15 protein-coding genes and 2 tRNA genes are annotated in these 22,731 nt (G+C 72.3%); 13 read left to right on the forward strand and 4 right to left on the reverse strand.

Annotated elements, in window-relative coordinates:
* The first annotated feature begins 158 nt into the window (after window positions 1-158).
* The 8 genes from ACZ7M7_RS04020 to ACZ7M7_RS04055 all read left to right on the forward strand — a co-directional run bounded on the left by ACZ7M7_RS04020 (window position 159) and on the right by ACZ7M7_RS04055 (window position 14,015).
* The gene (locus ACZ7M7_RS04020) at window positions 159-1,568 is read left to right on the forward strand and encodes an SLC13 family permease (protein ID WP_472112546.1); all 1,410 of its coding nucleotides are present in this window, start codon (window positions 159-161) and stop codon (window positions 1,566-1,568) included.
* Between the two features lie 73 nt (window positions 1,569-1,641).
* Window positions 1,642-3,087 (forward strand): acyl-CoA synthetase, encoded by a 1,446-nt coding sequence (locus tag ACZ7M7_RS04025; RefSeq protein WP_472112550.1) that lies wholly within the window; start codon window positions 1,642-1,644, stop codon window positions 3,085-3,087.
* Window positions 3,080-4,420, forward strand: a complete 1,341-nt coding sequence (locus ACZ7M7_RS04030) for a carboxyl transferase domain-containing protein (RefSeq protein WP_472112553.1) — start codon at window positions 3,080-3,082, stop codon at window positions 4,418-4,420. The genes ACZ7M7_RS04025 and ACZ7M7_RS04030 overlap by 8 nt, the downstream gene beginning before the upstream one ends.
* A gap of 66 nt (window positions 4,421-4,486) precedes the next feature.
* The gene (locus tag ACZ7M7_RS04035; RefSeq protein WP_472112555.1) at window positions 4,487-6,370 is read left to right on the forward strand and encodes a VMAP-C domain-containing protein; all 1,884 of its coding nucleotides are present in this window, start codon (window positions 4,487-4,489) and stop codon (window positions 6,368-6,370) included.
* Window positions 6,371-6,405: 35 nt separating this feature from the next.
* Complete coding sequence (locus ACZ7M7_RS04040) at window positions 6,406-7,422, forward strand: AAA family ATPase (RefSeq protein ID WP_472112558.1); 1,017 nt, start codon at window positions 6,406-6,408, stop codon at window positions 7,420-7,422.
* Between the two features lie 100 nt (window positions 7,423-7,522).
* Window positions 7,523-12,157 (forward strand): SAV_2336 N-terminal domain-related protein, encoded by a 4,635-nt coding sequence (locus ACZ7M7_RS04045; protein ID WP_472112561.1) that lies wholly within the window; start codon window positions 7,523-7,525, stop codon window positions 12,155-12,157.
* 170 nt (window positions 12,158-12,327) lie between these two features.
* On the forward strand, window positions 12,328-13,362 hold the full coding sequence (gene mreB, locus ACZ7M7_RS04050) for a rod shape-determining protein (RefSeq protein WP_383595544.1): 1,035 nt from the start codon (window positions 12,328-12,330) through the stop codon (window positions 13,360-13,362).
* A 356-nt stretch (window positions 13,363-13,718) separates the two neighbouring features.
* On the forward strand, window positions 13,719-14,015 hold the full coding sequence (locus tag ACZ7M7_RS04055) for a DUF1876 domain-containing protein (RefSeq protein WP_383595541.1): 297 nt from the start codon (window positions 13,719-13,721) through the stop codon (window positions 14,013-14,015).
* Here the strand turns inward: ACZ7M7_RS04055 and ACZ7M7_RS04060 are convergent.
* Window positions 14,012-14,716, reverse strand: coding sequence for a response regulator (locus ACZ7M7_RS04060; protein ID WP_472112564.1), 705 nt, complete (start codon window positions 14,714-14,716; stop codon window positions 14,012-14,014). The genes ACZ7M7_RS04055 and ACZ7M7_RS04060 overlap by 4 nt on opposite strands.
* Window positions 14,713-16,404, reverse strand: a complete 1,692-nt coding sequence (locus tag ACZ7M7_RS04065) for a sensor histidine kinase (protein WP_383624456.1) — start codon at window positions 16,402-16,404, stop codon at window positions 14,713-14,715. Before ACZ7M7_RS04065 ends, ACZ7M7_RS04060 begins: the two co-directional genes overlap by 4 nt.
* Window positions 16,405-16,549: 145 nt before the next feature.
* Here ACZ7M7_RS04065 and ACZ7M7_RS04070 point away from each other — a divergent pair, with 145 nt between their 5' ends.
* From ACZ7M7_RS04070 to ACZ7M7_RS04090, 5 genes are all read left to right on the forward strand, one after another.
* A complete protein-coding gene (locus ACZ7M7_RS04070; RefSeq protein WP_472113913.1) occupies window positions 16,550-17,512 on the forward strand; it encodes a Bug family tripartite tricarboxylate transporter substrate binding protein in 963 nt (320 codons plus the stop codon).
* On the forward strand, window positions 17,509-18,048 hold the full coding sequence (locus tag ACZ7M7_RS04075) for a tripartite tricarboxylate transporter TctB family protein (RefSeq protein ID WP_472112567.1): 540 nt from the start codon (window positions 17,509-17,511) through the stop codon (window positions 18,046-18,048). Before ACZ7M7_RS04070 ends, ACZ7M7_RS04075 begins: the two co-directional genes overlap by 4 nt.
* Before the next feature lie 7 nt (window positions 18,049-18,055).
* Complete coding sequence (locus ACZ7M7_RS04080) at window positions 18,056-19,561, forward strand: tripartite tricarboxylate transporter permease (RefSeq protein ID WP_383595530.1); 1,506 nt, start codon at window positions 18,056-18,058, stop codon at window positions 19,559-19,561.
* A 49-nt stretch (window positions 19,562-19,610) separates the two neighbouring features.
* Complete coding sequence (locus ACZ7M7_RS04085) at window positions 19,611-20,006, forward strand: universal stress protein (RefSeq protein WP_383595527.1); 396 nt, start codon at window positions 19,611-19,613, stop codon at window positions 20,004-20,006.
* A gap of 609 nt (window positions 20,007-20,615) precedes the next feature.
* Window positions 20,616-22,355, forward strand: a complete 1,740-nt coding sequence (locus ACZ7M7_RS04090) for a VanW family protein (protein ID WP_472112571.1) — start codon at window positions 20,616-20,618, stop codon at window positions 22,353-22,355.
* Between the two features lie 46 nt (window positions 22,356-22,401).
* Here the strand turns inward: ACZ7M7_RS04090 and ACZ7M7_RS04095 are convergent.
* Window positions 22,402-22,478 (reverse strand) — tRNA-Ile (locus ACZ7M7_RS04095).
* Window positions 22,479-22,656: 178 nt separating this feature from the next.
* Window positions 22,657-22,729, reverse strand: a tRNA-Asn gene (locus tag ACZ7M7_RS04100).
* Window positions 22,730-22,731: the final 2 nt, after the last annotated feature.

The following is a 22,731-nucleotide window of genomic DNA, read 5'->3' on the forward strand; positions in this document are numbered from 1 at the left end:
AAGAGTGGCTCAGCCAATTTGCGCGCGACCCCTTGACGCGCCCGCCGAGCACACCCACGCTAACCAGCCAGGCGCCTCGATTGGCTCAGCCACTCGTCCACTCATTCCCTCACTTTCCTTCGCTTTCCTTCGCTCGGGACCCAAAGACGGGAGCCCGCATGTCCCCCGAACTCATCTCGATCCTCGTCCTCGCCGTGGTGTTCGTCATCGCCACCACCCGCTCGATCAACATGGGCGCGCTCGCCTTCGCCGCCGCCTTCGCCGTCGGCACCCTCGTTGCCGACCTCGACGCGGACGGCATCTTCGCCGGCTTCCCCGGGGACCTCTTCGTCGTCCTCGTCGGCGTCACGTACCTCTTCGCGATCGCCCGCGCCAACGGCACCACCGACTGGCTGGTGCACGCCTCGATCCGGCTCGTCCGGGGCCGGGTGGCGCTCATCCCCTGGGTGATGTTCGCCCTCACCGGCGCGCTCACCGCCATCGGTGCCGTGAGCCCGGCCGCGGTCGCGATCGTCGCGCCGATCGCCCTGAGCTTCGCCGCCCGCTACGGGATCAGCCCGCTGCTGATGGGCGCGATGGTCGTGCACGGCGCCCAGGCCGGCGGCTTCTCGCCGATCAGCATCTACGGCTCGATCGTCAACGGCATCGTCGAACGCGAGAAGCTGCCGGGCAACGAGATCGCGCTGTTCCTGGCGTCGCTGGTCGTCAATCTCGTCATCGCGGCGGTCGTGTTCGTCCTCTTCGGCGGGCTGAAGCTGTGGGCGCAGGGGGCGGTGACGGTGACGGTGACGGTGACGGTGACGGTGACGGAGGAGGACGGAACCGCCGGCGGCGGGCGTGCCGTGCAGGCGGACCCGGCGAAGAACCCGCCGGGTTCCGCCACCGGTGGCGGAACCTCACCCGCCGGTACGACGGCCACCGGTACCGCCACCGCCGTCGCCGTCCGCCCCGAGGCGCCCACCGCCGCCCACCTCACCCCCGCCCGTACCGCCACCCTCCTCTCCCTGGTCGCCCTCGTCGTCGCCGTCCTCGCCTTCGACCTGGACGCCGGCCTGACCGCGATCACCCTCGCCGTAGTCCTGAGCACGGCCTGGCCGGCGGACAGCCGTACGGCGGTCGGCGAGATCGCCTGGCCCACGGTGCTACTGATCTGCGGTGTGCTGACCTACGTCGGCGTGCTGGACGAGATGGGCACCATCACCTGGGCGGGCGAGGGCGTCAGCGGCATCGGCGTACCGCTGCTGGCCGCCGTCCTGCTCTGCTACATCGGCGCGCTCGTGTCGGCGTTCGCCTCGTCCGTCGGCATCATGGGCGCGCTCATCCCGCTCGCCGTGCCGTTCCTGGCGCAGGGCGAGATCGGGGCGGTCGGCATGGTGGCGGCACTCGCGGTGTCGGCGACCGTCGTGGACGTGAGCCCGTTCTCGACGAACGGCGCACTGGTCCTCGCCGCGGCACCGGACGTCGACCGTGAGCGTTTCTTCCGGCAGCTGATGGTGTACGGAGGGATCGTGGTGGCGGCGGTGCCCGCGGTGGTGTGGCTGGTGCTGGTCGTGCCGGGCTGGGGGTAGGTCGTAGACCTACGTGCACGACACGACGGGCGACCAGGCGACAACAGGCAGAGACAGCTAAGGAGTACGACGCGTGTCCTCTCTCTTCCCGGCCCTGACGGCCGGTCCGGCGGGGCGAGTCGCCCTGCGGTTCGGTGACCGGGCCCTGACGTACGCGGAGCTCTCCGCCGCGACCGGTGCCCTCGCGGGCCGGATCGCGGGCGAGGCACGGGTCGCCGTGTGGGCGACGCCGACCCTGGAGACCGCCGTCGCCGTGGTGGCGGCGCTGGAGGCCGGAATCGCCGCCGTACCGCTCAACCCGAAGTCGGGCGAGAAGGAGCTGGGGCACATCCTGTCCGACAGCACGCCGAGTCTCGTACTCGCCGCGCCCGGCGATGAACTGCCCTCACCTGTCGGTGAGTTGGCGCGGGTGGACGTGGACGTACGGGCCGCCGCCCCCCGCCCGGCCGAGCAGGCCGACGAGAGCGACCCGGCCCTCGTCGTCTACACCTCCGGCACCACCGGCCCGCCCAAGGGCGCGGTCATCCCCCGCCGGGCGATCACCGCCACCCTGGACGCGCTCGCCGACGCCTGGCAGTGGACCGCCGACGACACCCTCGTGCACGGCCTGCCCCTGTTCCATGTGCACGGCCTGGTCCTCGGCATCCTGGGCCCGCTGCGCCGCGGCGGATCCGTGCGCCACCTGGGCCGGTTCGACACGGACGGCGTCGCACGCGAGCTGAACGACGGCGCGACCATGCTGTTCGGCGTGCCGACGATGTACCACCGCATCGCCCAGGTGCTCCCCGGGGACCCGGGGCTGGCGCAGGCACTCGGCAAGGCCCGCCTGCTGGTCTCGGGCTCCGCCGCGCTCCCCGTGCACGACCACGAGCGGATCACGGCCGCGACCGGACAGCGGGTCATCGAGCGGTACGGCATGACGGAGACGCTGATGAACACCAGCGTCCGCGCGGACGGCGAGCCACGGCCCGGTGCGGTGGGCGTGCCGCTGCCGGGCGTGGAGCTGCGGCTGGTGGAGGAGGACGGGACGCCGATCACGTCGTACGACGCCGAGACCGTGGGCGAGATCCAGGTGCGCGGCCCGAACCTGTTCACCGAGTACCTCAACCGGCCCGACGCGACGGCGGCCGCGTTCACCGAGGACGGCTGGTTCCGCACCGGCGACATGGCGGTGCGCGACCCCGACGGGTACGTCCGGATCGTCGGCCGCAAGGCCACCGACCTGATCAAGAGCGGGGGTTACAAGATCGGGGCGGGCGAGATCGAGAACGCGCTCCTCGAGCACCCGGGCGTGCGGGAGGCGGCCGTCACCGGCGAACCGGACGCCGACCTGGGCGAGCGGATCGTGGCGTGGATCGTCCCGGCGGATCCCCAATCGCCGCCGGGAGCCGATGAGCTGGCGGACCATGTCGCCGCCCGCCTGGCCCCGCACAAACGGCCGCGCCGGGTCCACTACCTCGACGCCCTCCCCCGCAACGACATGGGGAAGATCATGAAGCGGGCCCTGGCCCATGACTGAGCGGCGCCCGTCGGCACGCGAGACGATCGCGCTGGTCGCCGACGACTCGACCTTCACCGAACTCCCTTACCCGGCAAGGGACTCCGGGCCGGACGGCCCGCTCGGCTGGCAGGGTTACGACGCCTCACGCGCGCGTGCCGGCGAGCGCACCGGCGAGGAGGAGTCGGTCGTCTGCGGCACGGCGAGCGTGGCGGGCACCCGGGTCGTGCTGCTGGCCTTCGAGTTCGGCTTCCTGGGCGGCTCACTCGGCCGGCGCACCGGGGACCGCCTGAAGGCCGCGTACACCCATGCCCGCGCCCACCGCCTCCCGGTCGTCCCGCTGGTCGCCACGGGTGGCAGCCGGATGCAGGAGGGCATGTTGGCGCTGACCCAACTCCAGCGCGTGGCACGGCAGTCGACGCTCACCCGGGAGGCGGGCCTGGCGCAGATCGCGGTCCTGCGGGACCCGACGACCGGCGGCGGCTGGGCCACCCTCGGCGCGGGCGCGGACGTGACCCTCGCCCTGTCCGGCGCCCAGGTCGGCTTCGCGGGCTCCCGGGTCCGCCCGCCCGACGCCGATCCGGCGGCGTACACGGCGCAGGCGCAGCTGGCGGCGGGCGCGGTGGACGCGGTGGTCCGGCCGGAGGAGCTGCGGGCGGAGCTGGGGCGGTGGCTGCGGCTGCTGGCGGGACCGCCCGCGCAGGAGGCGCCGGTACCCCCCGCTCTGGGCACGCCCGATCTGCCGGCCACCGGCTGGGAGGCGGTCCGGCGGGCCCGTGCCCCGCAACGCCCGCACGCCGAGGCCTATTTGGACGCCTGCTTCACCGCCCGCGTCACGATCAGCGGCGATCGCTGCGGCGGCACCGACCACGCGGGCATCCGCTGCGGCTTCGGCACCCACGACGGCCGTACGGTCGCCTACGCCGCCCAGACCGGCACCGCCACCCGCCCCGCCGGCTACCGCACCGCCACCCGCCTGATCCGCCTCGCGGACCGGCTCGGCATCCCGGTACTCACCCTGGTGGACACGCCGGGCGCCGCCAACGACGCGGAGGCGGAGCGGCAGGGGGTCGGCGCGGCGATCGCGGACCTGTTCGCCGCGGTGGCCGGCGCCCGCGTCCCGATCACCACGCTGCTCATCGGCGAGGGCGGCTCGGGCGGCGCGCTGGCACTGGCGGCACCGGGCAACACCTGGGCGACGCCCGACAGTTACTTCTCGGTGATCGCGCCGGAGTTGGCTGCGGCGATTCTGAAGCGAGGGGTGGAGGAGGTGGAGGCGACGGCGGATCAGCTTCGGATTCGACCGCAGGATCTGGTGGAGCTGGGGGTGATCCGCGGAGTCGTCGAAAGGTAGGCGGTGTCGCAGGGAGGGGTGGGAAACCGGGACAACCCCAACTGCCGTCCAGAACAATGGGCATGCTTGACGAACGACGACGAGCAGCGGGATGACGGGGGCGTCATGACAGGCCTGAAGGGTGCCGAGTGGCACGCCCGGATCGAGTGCGGCGGCCGGGTGTCCGGCGCGGGCTTCCTGGTGGCCCGCGACAAGGTGCTGACCTGCGCGCATGTCGTCGAGAACAGCGACCTCGACCCGGTGACGGTGACCTTCCCGCAGCATCCGGAGGACGCTCCCGTGGCCGCGCGGGTCGTCGTGCACGGCGGCTGGGACGGCCGCGCCTGCGAACTGGGCGATCTGGCGGTTCTGGAGCTGGACCGCGAGGTGCCGATCACGCCGGCCCCGCTCGCGCCCGCCGACGTCGCGCTCGGCGACCGCAAGCTCGTCGCCTACGGGTTCCCGGCCGGGCACGACAACGACGGCTCGATCGCCGAGTTCCGCGGCGTGACCGAATGGCTGATCAGCGGGGAGTGGATCCAGCTGGAGGCCTGGAGCGGCCACGGCCAGCCGCTCGCCGTCGGCTTCAGCGGCGCCGCGGTCGCCCTGGTCGACACCGGTGAGGTCATCGGCATGGTCACAGCAGCGGCCCGCCCGCACGACGTGCGCACCGGCCGGATGATGCCCACACATGTCCTGGCCCGCTACTGGCCCGACCTGAGCGCGCTCGTACCGGTGCCGGGATCCGCACGCCCGTGGGGGACGCCGGGGCCGGGGTACGTCCGGGGCGCGCCGTTACCGGGCACCGGACACGCCCATGACGTGCCCGGGCCGCCCGCTCCACCTCCGGTGCACTCCCGCTGGACGCCCGCCCCCGGTCCCGCGCGCCCGCCCGGAGCGCCCGCCGCGGTCGCCGGCCATCCCGACGGCCCCCGGCTGCGCGCCCTCGTCGAGAAGGCCGCCCGTGCCGGTCTCGACTGCGATCCCGTGCGGCTGTACGCCGGCGCGGCCGGGCCGTTCGATCCGTTGCCGCCGGCCGAGGGGTTCGGGTCGCTGTGGGCGGCGGCATGGTTCGCGCTGTGCGAGGTGGACGACCCGGCCACCGTGACGCGGTTCGCGGACCGGCTCGACGCCCTGCTCACCGCCCCGCCGCGGGCCGAGACCGGCGCCATCCTGGTCGAGCTCGGCCACAGCGGCGCCGGTGACGACCTGGTGCGGGTCGAGGTGTCGGCGTACAGCGCGGGGCGCCGCCACCCGGTCCCCGCGGAGACCGTCCCGAAGGCCCGGCTGCGGGCATGTGTCCAGGACCGTATCGAGGACGCGTTCTGTCATCTGACACCCGGCGCCGACGAGTTGATCGCCTTCGCGCTGCCCCGCGACTGGCTGGACTGGCCGGTCGACCGCTGGGAGAAGGGTCCCGACGACGACACCCCGCTGGGCTGCGTCCACCCGGTGGTCGTCACCGACCACGCCCGGCGCAGAACCAGCACCCGGCACGTCCTCACCAGCGCCTGGCAACGCCTGGACTCCCGCGCGGGCGCCAGCGTGCACCGCGTGTCCTGCGGCGGCGCCGAGGACCCCAGGAAGCTCCGGCTGGCCCTGCTGCAGTCCGAGATCTGTCTGGCGGGCTTCGGCGCGACGCCCCGCGCGGCCCGCACCCGCCCGCACTTCGAGACGTCGGTGACCGCGCCGGCGCCGGTGATCGTGTGGACGCGGCGGGGCTGCGACCCTCAGGAGGCGGACTGCGCGGGCAGCGCCGACTGCCCCGGTACGGCGTTCCTGGACGCCCTCGACGGACTCGTCTCCCGGGTGCCGCCCGCCCAGCTCCCGCGCCGCGTCCTGAGTCTGCGTCAGCGGGCCGACGCGGAGGACGACCACTGGGCGCGTGACATCCAGCTTCTGTGGGACGACCCACGCCGCTTCACCGACCCGCACGCCACGGCCGTACACACCCGGTCACCCGTCGCCTGACCCACCCCGCACCCCGCCCCCGGAGAGAGCGCACCATGCCGCACTGGTCCGTCTACACCGGCACCAACGAGCCGCACGACGGCATCGCCGAGCTGCCCGTCCCGCCGCCCTGGCGGGCCTTCGACGGCGGCCCCGCGCTGCCGCCACCCGCCGACACCGACGACGAGTCGGCCGTCTCGCCGGACCGCGCACACCGGGCACGGACGTACGTGCCGACACCGGAGAGCATCCAGCTGGTCAACGCCGCGCTGTGTCTGCGCCGCCCGCTGCTGGTCACCGGCCCGCCCGGCACGGGCAAGTCGTCCCTCGCCTACGCCGTCGCCCGCGAGCTGCGCCTCGGCCCCGTCCTGCGCTGGAACATCACCAGCCGCAGCACCCTCGCCGACGGGCTCTACCAGTACGATCCGCTGTCCCGCCTGTACGCGGCGCGGCGGGACGGCGGCCACGGCCCGGCCCCCGACGGCGTCGAGGACCACCTGCGGCTGGGTCCGCTCGGCACGGCCCTCCTCCCCTACGACCGCCCCCGCGCCCTCCTCGTCGACGAGATCGACAAGAGCGACCTCGACCTGCCGAACGACCTGCTGAACATCCTGGAGGAGGGCCAGTACGAGATCCCCGAACTGGTACGCGCGGCCCGCCACTCCCCCGACAGCAGTGCCCAGGTCCTGGCCGACGGCACGGACACGCCCGCGCCGGTCCTGCGCGGCCGGGTCCGCTGCCGTGCCTTCCCCTTCGTCGTCCTGACCAGCAACGGCGAACGCGAGTTCCCGCCCGCCTTCCTCCGCCGCTGCGTCCGCCTGCGGCTGCGCCGCCCCGACCACACCCAGCTCACCGACATCGTCCGCGCCCACCTCGGCGAACCCGACGCACAGGCACAGACCCTGATCACCGACTTCCTGACCCGTGCCGGCACCGGCGAACTGGCCACGGACCAGCTCCTCAACGCCATCTACCTCACGGGCGTCGCAGGCCTCGAAGCGGACTCCCGCGAGAAGCTGGCCGAACAGCTGATGCCGTATCTGAGCGCGGCGGCTGAGGGCGATGGGGTCTGAGGGGCGAGGTCCTGAAGGGCTGGGGGCCGAGGCACCGGGTCCTGAGGAGCGGGGGCCGGACGGGAGGGACGCCGGCGGGCGGGACGCTGACGGGCGCGAGTTGCCTGCCCTTGCCCGGCTGGCCGCCGTCCTGGCCGCCGGCGCGCCTGCGGACGCCTCCCCGGAGGCCGGGCCCACGTCCCGCGAGATCGCCGAACTGCTGTGGTTCGCCCGGCAGTTGAGCGCAGGGAAGGGCAGCGGTCCCGGTCGGGCGGCGGCGCCCGACAGCCGTACCCACCCCACGGCGCCCGCCGATACGCCCCGCACCCCCACCGCCTTACCGGCACACCCCGCCCCATCACCCCCCGAACACCCCCAGCCCCCCACCCCACCCCGCGACGACCGCATCCCCCTCCACCTCCCGGAGTCCGAGTCCCCCCACCCCGACCCGCAGCGCCCGCGCGGCGGTACCCCGTTGCTCGCCCCCGCGCCCCCGATGCTGACCCACCCCCTGGCCCTGCAACGCGCCCTGCGTCCCCTCAAGCGAAAGGTGCCCGCGCCCCGTGCCCGGCTCCTCGACGAGCACGCCACCGCCGACCGGATCGCGCGGCTGGGCGCGCACCCGGACGTCTGGCTGCCGGTCCTGCGCCCGGCCCCCGACCGCTGGCTGCGCCTCAATCTGGTCCACGACGCGGGCCCGACGATGCCCGTCTGGCGTCCCCTCGTGCGCGAACTGCACACCGTGCTCGCCCAGTCGGGCATCTTCCGCACGGTCACCGTGCACCGCGCCGGCCCCGACGGTCGCGCCCCGCACGTCCCCGCGCTCGCCGACGGCCGCACCGTCACCCTGATCGTCAGCGACTGCATGGGCCCGCAATGGCGCCCCGGCCCGGCGGGCGACCGCTGGTACCGCACCCTGCGCCGCTGGGCGTCCCGCATGCCCCTGGCCGTCGTACAGCCACTGCCCGAACACCTGTGGCACACCACGGCCCTGCCCGCCGCCCCCGGCCTGCTCACCACGCCGGCCTCGGCGGCACCGTCCACCACGCTCACGTTCACGCCGTACGACCCGCACGACGCGTACGACCGGGCCGTCCCCCTCCCCGTCCTGGAACCGTCCCCGGCCTGGCTCGCCAACTGGGCCGCCCTGATCGCCGCGCCGGGCGGCGGCCACGCACCCGGCTCCCTCGCCTGGCTGCCACCAGCGCCCTTACCGCCCGCCGAACCGGCCCCCGACGTCGCGTCGTTGCCGGCGCAGGACCTGGTGCTGCGCTTCCGGGCGACCGCGTCCCCGGAGGCGTTCCGCATCGCGGGCCATCTCGCCCTGGCCGACCCCTCCCTGCCGGTGATGCGCCTCGTCCAACGCGCCCTGGACCGCAGCCCCCGCCCCCAGCACCTGGCCGAGATCATCCTGAGCGGCATGCTGACGGCGACCGGCGGGCCGCCGGGGTCGTACGCGTTCCGTCCGGGCGTACGGGAGTTGCTGCTGCGGTCATTGCCACGCACGGCTCGGACGCGCACGCGGGAGTTCCTGGCCCGGGTGGGCGGGCTGATCGACGAGCGGGCGGGGGTCGCGGCGGGTGAGTTCCGGGCGGAGGTCCGGCGGGGACGGGGGGCGGACGGAGACGGTGGGTCGGGGCCGGCGTTCGCGACGGTCAGTGCGGAGACGGTGCGGCGGCTCGGCGACGGTGCGACGGCGGGCCTCTTCGCCGGGCGGTATCGGCTACTGGGGCGGCGGGGGCCGAGCCGGCGCATGTGGGCGGCCGTCGACGCGTGGACCGACGCGCCCGTGGTCGTGCACCGCTATCCGCCCCAGGACGCCCCTCAGGAACGGTTCCTGCGGGAGGCGCGGGCGCTGGCTGGGCTGCGGCATCCGAACGTCGTCCGCGTACTCGACTACGGCGTCGAGGGCGAAACGCCCTATCTGGTCGCCGAGTTCACGGACGGCGTCACACTGGCCGAACTGCAGCTGGGCAGCGGGCCGGGGGTCTCCTTCCGGGTGTTCGCCCAGTTGGTCGCGGATGTCGTGCCGGCGCTGGAGGCCCTGCACGAGCGCGGCCTGCTGCGCGGGCAGGAGGGCTGGGACGGCCTGCTGCTGCGGCCGGACGGATCAGTGGTGATCAGCAGATTCGCGCTGGGGGAGCAGGCGGAGGCACACGACCGGAAGTCGGACTTCCTCTTGTTCCGGTCGCTGCTCAGGGACCTGGCCTCGCACAGCCCGGTCAGCCTGCGCTTCCAGCGGATCATGGCGGAACTGACGCGGGGCAATGACCTGGTCGACACCGTACGGCGGCTGCCGAACTCGACCGCCTTCGCCTGGGCGACGGGTGAGACGGAGGCCGACCGGCTGCGCGTCACCATGCTCGGCCCGCTCAACATCCGACGCGTCGGCCGCTTCCTCACCCTCCCGTCCCCGGAGGCCCAGGCCCTGCTGTGCATGCTCCTCTTCCAGCACGGTCGCCGCGTCGGCCTCGACAAACTGACCGAAGGACTGTGGGAGCAGCCTCCGTCGGCCACGGAGGCGGTACGCCGCTTTCGCGGGATGGCCTCGGGCCTGCGCCAATGCCTCGGCCCCGGCACCCTCGCCGAACTCCCCGACGGCTACGCGCTCCATCTGCCGGGCGACTACATCGACGTACAGCACGTCGAGGAGCTGATCGCCGACCGCACCGACGACATGGCCCTGGATGCCCAACGCTCCCTGATTCAGGATGCCTTGAGCCTGTTCTACGGCGATCCGCTGCTCGGCATTCCCGGCCCCGCCGCCAAGGCCGCCCGTGCCCGACTGCGCGGCCTGCGCCTCAGCCTGTACGCCACGCGCGCCGAAATCGACCTGGAACTGGGCCTCTTCGGACGGGCGGCAACCGATCTCACCACCCTCGTCCGGGACCACCCGGACCGCGAGGACTTCCGTCGGCTGCACATCGTGGCGCTGAAACGGTCGGGGCGCATCGCCGAGGCCATCGAGGCGTACGAGTCCTACGAGGAGTACCGGCAACGGCAGTACGGCGAACCCATCGAACCGGCCCTGCAGGAGCTGTACCACGAGCTGCGTGCCGCCCCGCGCCCGACGATCGTCCTCGAGGCCGAGGGTCTGAGCGAGCATCCTGAGGCCCACCGTGTCCTCGGCCGAGCCGCGGACCGCATGCTGTCCGCCGCACTGCCGCAGGACCAGTACGAAGTGCTGGCCCGCGACAACGGCTACGTCGTCCTCACCGAGCCCGACGCCACCGTCCTGCCGGTCGTGAGCACCGCGCTGCTCCAGCTTCCGGTCGCACTCGCCGAGTTGGACGACCCACCGGGATTCCGGGTGACGTTCTGGCACACGCCGTGGATCGCAGGCGCCGACGAGTCCGCCATCCCCGTCGATGTGCGGACCGCCCTGGAGTCCATCACCGCGGACATCACGGTCGTCGTCTCGCCGGAGCTGCACGCGGAGCTCTCCAGCACATCGGCGTTCCTGCCACTGCACCGCAGTACTACAGGGTCCCCGCCCATCGCCTGGTACTGCCCCTTGTCCCTGCGGGCAGCAGCGCAGGAGACCTCACCCCGCGACCTGGTACGCGGCCCCTTCACCACCCCCGACCTGGCGCTGCTGTCCTCGGACCCCGGCCGCATGGCCATCGTCCACACCCAGCCCGACGGGCCCCTCACCGTCCTCGACCCTGCCCGCCCCTGGGGCGTACGCCGCCCCCGCACCGTGACGTACTACGAGGTCGACCTCACCACCCACCGTGCGAACCACCATGTGGCCCTCCCGAGTTCCGGCGGCACCTTCGCCGCGTCGGTCGAGATCTCCTGGCATGTGGCCTCCCCGGTCGCCTTCGTCCGCGGCGAGGTCACGCACGTGGCGAACGACCTGCTCGACCACTTCCTCCGCCAGGCGTCGCGCATCACCCGTCGCTACCCGCTGCGCCGGGCGGGCGCCGCGCAGCAGGCCGTGGAGACCGGGCTGCGCAGGTCGTGGCCGGTGCCGGGGCTCTCCGCGACATGCTCGGTGCGGCTGACAGCCGAGGAACGGCCGGCACCTGCCACGCCGCCGCGGTCGTTCGGCACGCCCCCGCCCCTGACCGACCTCCTGCTCCGCGCCGAATACGTGCTGCTCGGCTTCGAGGGGCCCCTGGCCAGGCCGTTCTCCACGCAGGCCGCCCGCAGCGCCGCTCTCGACCTGCTCTCCCTCGTCGTCGATCACCGCGACCCGGAGGACGCGCTGGCCGGCCGTCCGCTCATGGGTGACAGCAGTGGTCCCGTCCCGCTCCAGGAGGAGTTCGTACACCCCCTGGACGTTCTGCGTGCCTTCGCGGACAGCAGCTTCGCGCCCGTCCTGCGTGACCGCCTCGACACACTCGAACTGCGGGCCGTGTCCAGCACCCGCCCGACCCCGCAGGCCGCCGACCTCGTCCGCAGCCTGCACAACTCCGGTCGCCGGGTGGCCGTCGTCACGGACTTCTGCGAGCAGGCCGTCCATCGCCATGTGGACTTCCGGAGTGTGCCCCTGACGGCGGCCTACGGACGCGGTCCGCTGCTGATGCCCCATCCGGAGTGCCTCCGCCTCGCGCTGAACCATTTCGGCCGCTCAGCCGGCGGCCTGGTGATCTCCTCCACGGCCGCCGAGGTCACCGCCGCCCGGCACCTCGACCTCCCCGTCATCGGCTACGCCGACTCCCCCGCCGCCGACCGCCGCCTGCGCAAGGCCGGCTGCGACGTGATCGTCGACTCCCTGCGGCCCATACTCGACGCAGTCCGCTCCCTGTGACCCGACACACCGACCTGACCCCCCATCAGATACAAAACCCCCCATTCAGCGGCACCCCACCCGGCCCCCTCCAGAAGGCGCCCCCCTCCCCGCCGCCCGCACGATCGATGTCACGGAGGCCCGCCACCCAACCCGGCGGACCCACGGTCTGCGCTCTCGGGAGGACCCCCATGACCGCCACACTGGAGCAGCTGCGCCGCTGCCATTTCGCCGTCGACCTGGGGGCTGCCAGGACCCGCGTCTACGTGAAGGGCGCCGGACTCGTCGTCGACCAGCCCTCCGCCGCCGCCGTCAACACCCGCACCGGCGCCCTCATCGCGGTCGGCGAGCTCGCGGAGAAGATGACCGGCCGCACCCCGGACTACATCCGCGTCGTACGGCCCGTCTCCGGCGGCACCGTCGTCGACATCGAGATGGCGCAGCGCATGCTGCGGCACCTCCTCGGCGACAAGATGCGCCGCGCCCTGCGCCGCAAGCCCTTCCTGCGCGCCGCCGTGTGCACGCCGCACGACCCCGACCCGCTCGCCCAGCGCGCCGCGATAGAGACCCTGGTCGGACTCGGGGCCCGGCGCGTCGAGCTCGTCGACACCCTCATCGCCGCCGCGGTCGGGTGCGGTCTGCCCGTGGAGCAGCCCGAGGCCAGCATGATCATGGTGTGCGGAGCCGCCGCGACCGAGGTCGCCGTGCTCTCGCTCGGCAACATCGTCACCGCGGAACGCATCCGCGTCGGCGGCGAGGCCGTGGACCACGCGATCGTGCAGCACCTGCGCCACCAGCACGAGCTGATGCTGCCCAGCCAGAACGTACGGCCCCTGCAGCTCGCCCTGTCCGGCAACGGGCTCACCCCTCAGGGCCCGGCCTCCACCGAGATCCACGGCCGGGACGTCTGCACCGGCCTCGCCCGCTCCGTCCAGGTCGACACCGCCGCCGTACGGGACGCCATCCAGACCCCCCTCACCGCCGTCCTCGACAGCATCGGCAAGGTGCTGCGGGACTGCCCACCGGACCTGGTCGCCGACCTCGCCGATCGCGGGATCATGATGGTCGGCGGCAGTGCGCTGCTGCCCGGGTTCGACGAGATGCTGCGGCAGGCCACGAGCATGCCGGTCCACATCGCCGAGCGGCCGGACGTCTGCGCCGTACAGGGCCTCGGCACCATGCTGGAGGGCAAGGTCGAGCCTCTGGAGCTCGACCCGGTCACCTGAGTCAGTACGGCAGGATCCGCCCCGAAGGAGTGCGCCGGTCGATCTCGCCCCTCGTGTCACGGGGAGCGGCAGGCCGGCGGGTGACACGAACGCGAACGTGGGTCTGGCGGTTCATGGCGCCCTCCTCGTATCCCGGGTCCGTTGCGACCAGCCTGCTCTCCGCAACCTTTCGGCACATCGTGCCCACGGAGGCACTTGTCATGCCTCCGCGGCAGGAGCGGGTGCGCGCCGGGCTACTTCCGGGGGAGGAGGGCACCCCTGGGGGACTCGGCTTCTCGCGCCGGCGCCGGTGCCTGCCCGGCAAAACGGGCGCACTCTCGTCAGTGGGGTTCCCAACCCGTACGGAAGTGATCTCGATGGAAGACAAGCACTGGACCGTTCGGATCCACATCACCGAGGACGGCGACGACACCCGCGCCGAAGCCGTACTGACCACGCAGGACACGACCGAGGACAGGCAGGCCGTCACCGGCCGGGGCACGGCCCACCGCAACCCGGTCGACCGGTCCGTCCCCGAGATCGGCGACGAGCTCGCCGCGAGCCGCGCTCTGCAGGACCTGGCGGCCAGGCTGCACGACGTCGCCTCCGACGACATCGTCCAGCTGGCCGGCGCGGTCGATCAGGACGGCAGCCTGGCGTGGGAGAGGCCCTAACCGTCCAGCCAGCTGTACCGCCGCTCCGGCCGCCCCGCATGCCCGTACCGCAGGGACACCTCCGCCTGCCCCGTGACGCTGAAGTGCTCCAGGTAGCGTCGGGCGCTGACCCGTGAGACCCCGAGGCGGGCCGCGCACTCGGCGGCGGAGAGGCTGCCGTCGGCCGTGCGCAGCTCGCGTTCGATCAGTTCGGCGGTCTCCACGCTCATGCCCTTCGGCAGGGTGGCCGCGGCGGTCGGCGCCGCGCCCCGCGCCAGCGCCCGGTCGACGTCGGACTGCCCGCTGACCACGGCCGCGTACAGGTTGCTCCGTCGCGCGGCGTACTGCTCGAGCCGCGCCCTCAGGTCCTCCGCGTCGAACGGCTTGAGCAGGTAGTCGACGACGCCCTGGCGTACGGCGTCCCGGACCGCTTCGGACTCACGTGCCGCGCTGATCACCATGACGTCGCAGTCGTGCCCGGCGCTCCGCAGCCGCGGGATGATCTCCAGCCCGAACATGTCGGGGAGGTAGAGGTCGAGCAGGACCAGGTCGGGCTGCAGCTCGGCCACCGCGGTGAGCGCCTGCTCGCCGCAGTTCGCCGTGCCGATCACCCGGAACCCGTCGACGTCGTTGACGAATCCGCGGTGGATCCGCGCCACCATGAAGTCGTCCTCCACGATCAGCACGTCCAGTACGTGCCGTGTGTCCCGTACGTCGATCATCGGACTGCCTCCGTCACTCGTTCGGCCGGGCGGCCGACGGACATCCGGGCGGTGAACATGGCGCCTGCCCGAGTGTTGGTCACCGACACCTCGCCGCCCCGGCGTTTGCACACCAGCCGGGTGAGCGCCAGGCCGATCCCCCGGTCGCCGCCCTGCGCGGCCTTGGTGGTGAACCCGTGCGAGAACACCTCCTGCGCGAGCTCCGGAGCCACGCCCGGCCCCGAGTCCCGTACGACGATCTCCACGCTGGAGGCGTCCTGGCGCAGTTCCACCTCGACCCAGGCCTCGTGGTCGTCGTCCCCCGCTCGGGAACCGCTCGCGGCGGCGTCGACCGCGTTGTCGACGAGGTTGCCGAGTACGGTCGCCACATCCGCGGAGTCCGTCGGCTCCAGCCGGTCCAGTGCCGTGCGCTCGGAGATCTTCAACCGCACCTTGCGCTCCGCGGCGAGCGCCGACTTGGCCATCAGCAGCGCGGCGACGGCCCGGTCGCGGACCCGGCTGGTGAGGTTCAGGTCGAGCGACTCGCGGTGCTTGCGCAGGGCTCGGACGTACCGTACGACTTCGTCGTGCTCGCCGATCTGGATGAGCCCGGAGATGGTGTGCAGCTGGTTGGAGAATTCGTGGGCCTGGGCGCGCAGCAGTTCGGTGGTACTGCGGAAGGAGCCCAACTCCCGTTCCAGCTGGGCCAGTTCGGTGCGGTCTCGCAGGGTGGTCACCGAGCCCAGGCGGCGGCCGTCCTTGGTGACGTCCATCCGGTTCATCACCAGCACGCGGCCCCGGCGTACGACCACCTCGTCGCGCCGTGCGGGATCGGCGCTCTCCCCCTCGGGTGCGGTCCCGGCCAGGACGTCGTACAGCCGCCCCTCGATCCCGAGGTCGGCCAGGCTCATCCCGACGCAGGCCTCGGGCAGGTCCAGGAGTCTGCGGCCGACCGAGTTGACCAGCGTGAGCCGCTGCTGCGGGTCGAGCGCCACCACGCCCTCGGCGATCCCGAACAGCATCGCCTCCCGGTGTTCGGCGAGCCCGGCGATCTCGCGCGGCTCCATGCCGAAGGTCTGCCGTTTGATCCGCCGGGCCAGCAGCCAGGAGCCGGCCACCCCGAGGACGCTGGCGACGCCGAGGTAGACCAGCAGATACGACGAGGCGCCCACCAGCCGCTGCCAGACCGACGGCGACGCCCGCCCGATCATCACCGTGCCGAGGTGGTCCCCGGCCTTGTCGAGGTCCGCGCCGAGCACCGGCGCCTGCGCGACCAGCTGGGTGACGCCGTTCACCGGCAGCTCGCCGGACCAGCCGCGGCCCCCGGCGACCTGCGGGCCGTCCGACGGCATCCGTGTGCCGACCAGCGTGGGGTTGGTGGCGGCGACGATCTCGCCGTCGGCGTCGGCGACCGCGGCGGAGGTGACGCCGGACCTGGTCAGCGTGGACTGCAGGAGGGGGGCGAGCATCTCGGCCGGGGCGGGCCGCACGAGCTGGGTGCGCACGAGGGGGTTGCCCGCCATCTCCTCGGCGAGCGCGGTCACCCGGCGTCCCTCGACCCGGTCGAAGGTCGCCTTCGACTGCGCCAGCGACACCGCGGCCACGGCGGCCAGCACGATCACGACAATGGCGAGCTGCCATACGAGCAGCTCGCCGGCGAGAGTCTGACGCCGCTGTTTTCGGGACGGCGACCGTGACGTTATGACCACTATGAACTCAACCTTCAATGGTCACACAACCGAGACGGGGTGTCTCAGGAACCGCACAATCATGGCGCCGGAACGGGCCGAGCGAAAGAGATGAGCCATGAGAACTCGACGAGCCGCACTTGTCGGAGCACTGGCCGCGGTATCGATGGTCGCGGTCAGCGCCTGTGGCGCCACCGCCGACAAGGAGGAGTCCGGAAGCGGGAGCGGGTCCGGCAAGCCCGTGACCGGCCTGAGGCTCATGGTCCCCAACACCCCGGGCAGCGGTTACGACCTCACCGCCCGCACCGTCTCCCAGGTCATGCAGGACACCAAGGTCGCCTCCGGCATCCAGGTGTTCAACCTGCCCGGCGCCAGCGGCACCGTGGGCCTGCAGCGCCTGGTGAACGAGAAGGGCAACGGCAAGATGGCCATGCAGATGGGCCTCGGTGTCGTCGGAGCCTCGTACACCTCCAAGTCGAAGGCGACGCTGACCGACACCACCCCGGTCGCCAAGCTGATCGAGGAGGCCGGCGCGATCGTCGTGCCGAAGGACTCCCCGTACAAGACGATGGACGACCTCGTCACCGCCTGGAAGAAGGATCCCAAGAAGCTCGCCGTGGGCGGCGGTTCGTCGCCGGGCGGCCCCGACCACCTCCTGCCGATGCAGTTGGCGAAGGCCGTCGGCATCAAGCCGAAGGACGTCAACTACATCTCGTACGACGGCGGCGGCGAGCTGCTTCCGGCCATCCTCGGCAACAAGATCGCGTTCGGGGCCAGCGGGTTCGGTGAGTTCCTCGACCAGATCGAGGCCGGGCAGGTGCGGGTCCTCGCGGTGACCAGCGAGAAGCCCATCGACGCGCTCAAGGACGCCCCCACCCTCAAGGACTCCGGAATCGACCTGGTCTTCACCAACTGGCGTGGCATCGTGGCCCCTCCCGGCATCACCGACGAGCAGCAGCAGACCTGGGTCGACTCGATGACCAAGATGCACGACTCCGAGGAGTGGAAGGCGCAGCTGAAGAAGAACGGCTGGGTCGACGCCTTCGCCACCGGTGACGAATTCGGCACCTTCCTCACCGAGCAGGACAAGGCGGTCGCCGACCTGCTGGCAGAGCTCGGGCTGGCATGAGCTCCGAGGTGAAGGACGAACGGACCGTGGAGGACTCCCCTCCGCCCCGGGAGGGCGGGGACCGCGCACAGTACGGTGTGTGCGCGTTCCTCGCCCTGCTGGGCACCGCGGTGATCGTGGACGCCCTAGGCATCCCGCACATCACCAGCGGCACCGACCCGGTCGGCCCGCGCGCGGTCCCGCTGATCCTGGGCGCGCTGCTCGTGCTGCTCGCCGTGCTGTACGCCGTCGACGTGGCCCGGGGCGGCCACGGTGAGCCGGAGGCCGGCGAGGACGTCGACCTGTCGGGCGGCAGCGACTGGCGCACCGTACTCCTGCTGGTCGCGGTGTTCGTCGCGAACGCGCTGCTCATCGAGCGGCTCGGCTGGGTGATCAGCGGCGCCCTGCTCTTCTGGGGGACGGCGTTCGCCCTCGGCAACCGCCACTACGTCCGCAACCTGCTGATAGCGGTGACGCTCTCCCTCACGACCTTCTACGCGTTCGCGATCGGCCTCGGCGTGAACCTCCCCGCCGGTGTCCTGCAAGGAATCCTGTGAGGCCGCGATGGACAACCTGAACAACCTCATGCAGGGCTTCGCGGACGTCATGGCCCCGCTGAACCTGCTGCTCGCCCTGGTCGGCGTGATCATCGGCACAGCGGTAGGCGTCCTGCCGGGCATCGGCCCGGCGATGACGGTGGCCCTGCTCCTGCCGGTCACCTACGGCATGGAGCCGGTGCAGGCGTTCATCATGTTCGCCGGCATCTTCTACGGCGGCATGTACGGCGGCTCGACGACCTCGATCCTCCTCAACACCCCCGGCGAGTCGTCGTCCGTGGTCACCGCCATCGAGGGCAACAGGATGGCGAAGGCGGGCCGCGCGGCCCAGGCCCTCGCCACGGCGGCGATCGGCTCCTTCGTGGCGGGCATGATCGGCACCCTGCTGCTGGTCCTGATCACCCCGTTCGTGGTCGACTTCGCGGTCAGCCTCGGTGCGCCCGACTACTTCGCGCTGATGCTGCTGGCGTTCATTGCGGTGACGTCGGTGCTGGGCTCGTCCCGCATCCGGGGCTTCATCTCCCTGCTCCTGGGCCTGACGATCGGCCTGGTCGGCATCGACTCGGTCTCCGGGCAGCAACGACTCACGCTCGGCATACCGCAGTTGGCCGACGGCATCGACGTCGTCGTGGTCGCGGTCGGCATCTTCGCGGTCGGCGAGGCCCTGTGGGTGGCCGCACACCTGCGCCGCAAGCCGACCGAGGTGATCCCGGTCGGCCGCCCGTGGATGGGCCGGGACGACTGGAAGCGCTCGTGGAAGCCGTGGCTGCGCGGCACGGCGTACGGCTTCCCGTTCGGCGCTCTGCCGGCCGGCGGCGCGGAGATCCCGACCTTCCTGTCGTACGCCACGGAGAAGCGGCTCACCAAACACCCCGAGGAGTTCGGCAAGGGCGCGATCGAGGGCGTGGCGGGCCCGGAGGCCGCGAACAACGCGTCGGCGGCGGGCACGCTGGTCCCCATGCTGGCGATCGGCCTCCCGACCAACGCCACGGCGGCCGTGATGCTGGCCGCCTTCCAGTCGTACGGCATCCAGCCCGGCCCCCTGCTCTTCGAGCGCGAGGCGAGCCTGGTCTGGGTCCTGATCGCGAGCCTGTTCGTCGGCAACCTGCTGCTTCTTCTCCTGAACCTCCCGCTGGCCCCGGCCTGGGCGAAGCTGCTGCAGATCCCGAGGCCGTACCTGTACGCGGGCATCCTCTTCTTCGCCTCGATGGGCGCGTACGCGGTCAACGCCCAGCCCCTGGACCTGTTCATCCTCCTCACCCTGGGCCTCCTGGGCTTCGCGATGCGCCGCTTCGGACTGCCGGTCCTGCCGCTGATCGTGGGCGTGATCCTGGGACCGCGCGCGGAGTTGCAGGGCCGCCGTTCCCTCCAGCTCTCCGGCGGCGAGTTGTCGGGGCTGCTGGGCGGCCCGGTGTCGTACACGGTCTACGCGGCGATCGTGCTGGTCCTGGCGTGGCCGCTGATAGGCAGGTTCGTCGTACGTCCCCTGCGCACGCGGGGCAGCACCGCGTGACACATCCAGACACCCAGACCCGAGACATCCGAGACAGCTGGAGACCGAGATGACCATCCTGGTCGGCTACGTCCCCTCCCCCGAGGGTGAGGCGGCCTTGCGCGCGGGGATCGACGAGGCCCGGCGGCGCGGCGAGAAGCTGCTGGTGGTGAACACGACCCGGGGCGACGCGTACGTGGACCCGCGCTTCGCCCAGGAACCCGACCTCTCGCACGTGCGTGAGGACCTCGCGGCGCTGGGCGTCGACTTCGACATCCGCCAGGTCCTCGGCGCCCGCGACGCCGCCGCGGAGATCATCGACATGGCGGCCACGATGGACGCGTCGCTGGTGGTGATCGGCCTCCGCCGCCGCAGCGCGGTCGGCAAGCTGATCATGGGCTCGGCGGCCCAGCAGATCCTACTGGGGGTGGACTGCCCGGTCCTCGCCGTGAAGGCGGAGGGCTAGGGCCCGTCGTTCGGCTCGGGTCCGCTGGGAGGTACTGCTTCTTCAGCCGACCCGAGCGGGGTCCGGTGCAGGGAGCGACAAGGGCGGCGAGCGCGAAGCGTCGGCACCGCGGCAGATGCGCGTGCGGGACCCGTCGAGCCCGGTAGGCCCAAACGACCGGCCCGGTCGCACACCCTCCGCCCTGCGGCACCGCCACCCGCCCACGCGCCCACCCCGGGCAACCAAGACCGCATCCGCGGCGCCAAGGCCGGAGCAGCCCACGCCGGACCAGGACCCTGGGCCCCCCGGACCTGCCCGGCCCACCCCGCACGCTCCGGCGCAACACATCAACCACCGGCACGGTCCGACCCCTGTGTGATCCCGCACACCCTCCGCCCGAGCGGCACCGGGCACACGGCCACGCGCGACGCGTTCAGCCGCCCCCGAGGGCGCCCAGTCGGCGGCGTCCGTATGGCCCGTCGGTGAGACACGGCGCGTGATCCGAAACATACGTGGCCTGGGACATATACGTTTTCGCCCGATTGTGGCTAGCTGGATGCGTTTGCCTCGCGCACAGCGGCGCGTCATCCGACGCGTCGCCGTCCTGTCGATCGTCCGCCCGGGAGACCCATGCGCCTGCGCGCCCCCTCCGAACCTCCGAACGCCTCACCATCCCGCATCGCCGCCATTCCGCCCCTTGCCCTGGCCGGCGGCGCCCTGACCCTGGGTGTCGGTGGGCTGTATCTCGCCGGGCTGCTGCTCGCGGGCGGCGACATAGATGCCGGGACGACGGTGCGCGGTGTGGACATCGGGGGCCTGAGCCGTGCGGCAGCCATCGAGAAGCTGGAGCAGCGGCTGGGCCCGACCGGCTCGCGGGAGCTGGCCGTGACGGTCGGTGACCGCAAGGGCACGGTCGATCCACGGCAGGCGGGCATCACCCTCGACTTCGGGGAGACCGTCGACCGGGCGGCGCGCACCCACGACGCCGATCCGTTCACCGTGATCGGCGGCCTCTTCCGCTCGGGCGGCCCCGTCGAGCCGGTCGTGGACGTCGACGAGGACAAGGCCCACGCCGCCCTCGGAAAGCTGGCGAAGTCCCTGGACCAGAGGGTCCGCGACGGCGCCGTCACCTTCACGGATGGCGAGGTCCACGAGATCGCCCCGCACAGCGGCCACGCGCTGGACAAGGACGCCGCGGTCGACCCGCTGCGCACGGCCTTCCGGAACGGCAAGGCCGACGCCGTCACCACCCTGCCCACCCGCGAGACCAAGCCCAAGGTCACCGACCGGGAGATGCAGCGAGCCGTACGCGAGTTCGCGCGCCCGGCCATGTCGGCGCCGGTCACCCTCGACGCCGCCGGCCATCGCTTCACGATCGACCAGCCCCTCCTCGGCGAGTACCTGACGATGCGCCCGGACGACGGCGGCCGGCTCACCCCGAGGCTGGACGCCAAGGGCCTGCGCGCCGACCCCGAGGTGGACCGTCCGCTGTCCGTACTGCCCAGCACCGCCCGGAACGCCGATCTGCGCCTCGTCGGCAACAGGGTCGCGGTGGCCGAGGACGGCCGGGCCGGCCACGTGATCACCGACAAGGCGCTGAGCAAGGCCGTCATGCCGCTGCTCAGGCGGACGGGCGCCGCCCGCAGCGGCGAGATCGCCACGCACGTGAGCGAGCCTCAGGTGACCCGCGACAACGTCGAACGACTCGGGCTGCGCGAGCGGATGTCGTCCTTCACCGTCAACTTCGAGCCGGCGCCGTACCGCTCGCGGAACATCGGCCGCGCGGTGGAACTCATCAACGGCTCCCTCGTCATGCCGAACAAGACCTGGAGCTTCAACCGCACCGTCGGCGAGCGCACCGAGGCCAACGGCTTCGTCGACGGCGTCATGATCCTCAACGACGAGTTCCACAAGGCCCCCGGCGGCGGCGTCTCCGCCGTGGCGACGACCATGTTCAACGCGATGTTCTTCGCGGGGGTCGACCCCGTGGAGTACGGCGCCCACTCGTTCTACATCGAGCGCTACCCGGAGGGCCGCGAGGCGACGGTCGCCTGGGGCAGCCTCGACCTCAAGTTCAACAACGACTCCGGCAACGCCATCTACATCCAGGCCGAGTCCACCGACACGTCCGTCACCATCACCTTCCTCGGCACCAGGAAGTACGACGAGATCGGCTCGATCACGGGACCGCGCACCAACGTGAAGGAGCCGGCGAAGAAGGTCAGCACCGACAAACAGTGCGTGCCGCAGACTCCGTTGGAGGGATTCGACGTCGCCGTGCAACGGGTGTTCGTCGCCGACGGCCGAGAGCTGAAACGAGAGCCGTTCCGCACCCACTACAAGCCGCGTGACGAGATCGTCTGCGAGTGAACTCCCGGCAACGGGCTGGTCGCATCGTTTCTGCACGGATGGTGCGTGGTGGGGCGGGTGGGACTCGAACCCACGGCCGACGGATTATGAGTCCGCTGCTCTAACCGGCTGAGCTACCGCCCCATAGCGGCGTGTCGCGTACATGTGTGCGCGCCGTCTGCCGCAGCATAGCCGCTCATACGATCTCCTGCTTCGTATGGTCGACTTCGCCTGCCCTCAAGGACTCCCCCACGACCTGCACGGTTCCCACGACAGGTGATCACACATGAAAAAGGACCCCATCGGGGTCCTCTTCAGCATGCTCCCCCGACTGGACTCGAACCAGTAACCTGCCGGTTAACAGCCGGCTGCTCTGCCAATTGAGCTACGGAGGACC

Source organism: Streptomyces sp. NPDC111606, assembly GCF_055656945.1.

Coding starts and splice junctions, on each gene's coding strand:
- ACZ7M7_RS04020 (WP_472112546.1), top strand. CDS start 159: ATGTCCCCCGAACTCATCTCGATCCTCGTCCTCGCCGTGGTGTTCGTC.
- ACZ7M7_RS04030 (WP_472112553.1), top strand. CDS start 3,080: ATGACTGAGCGGCGCCCGTCGGCACGCGAGACGATCGCGCTGGTCGCC.
- ACZ7M7_RS04040 (WP_472112558.1), top strand. CDS start 6,406: ATGCCGCACTGGTCCGTCTACACCGGCACCAACGAGCCGCACGACGGC.
- mreB (WP_383595544.1), top strand. CDS start 12,328: ATGACCGCCACACTGGAGCAGCTGCGCCGCTGCCATTTCGCCGTCGAC.
- ACZ7M7_RS04055 (WP_383595541.1), top strand. CDS start 13,719: ATGGAAGACAAGCACTGGACCGTTCGGATCCACATCACCGAGGACGGC.
- ACZ7M7_RS04060 (WP_472112564.1), bottom strand. CDS start 14,716: ATGATCGACGTACGGGACACACGGCACGTACTGGACGTGCTGATCGTG.
- ACZ7M7_RS04070 (WP_472113913.1), top strand. CDS start 16,550: ATGGTCGCGGTCAGCGCCTGTGGCGCCACCGCCGACAAGGAGGAGTCC.
- ACZ7M7_RS04075 (WP_472112567.1), top strand. CDS start 17,509: ATGAGCTCCGAGGTGAAGGACGAACGGACCGTGGAGGACTCCCCTCCG.
- ACZ7M7_RS04080 (WP_383595530.1), top strand. CDS start 18,056: ATGGACAACCTGAACAACCTCATGCAGGGCTTCGCGGACGTCATGGCC.
- ACZ7M7_RS04085 (WP_383595527.1), top strand. CDS start 19,611: ATGACCATCCTGGTCGGCTACGTCCCCTCCCCCGAGGGTGAGGCGGCC.
- ACZ7M7_RS04090 (WP_472112571.1), top strand. CDS start 20,616: ATGCGCCTGCGCGCCCCCTCCGAACCTCCGAACGCCTCACCATCCCGC.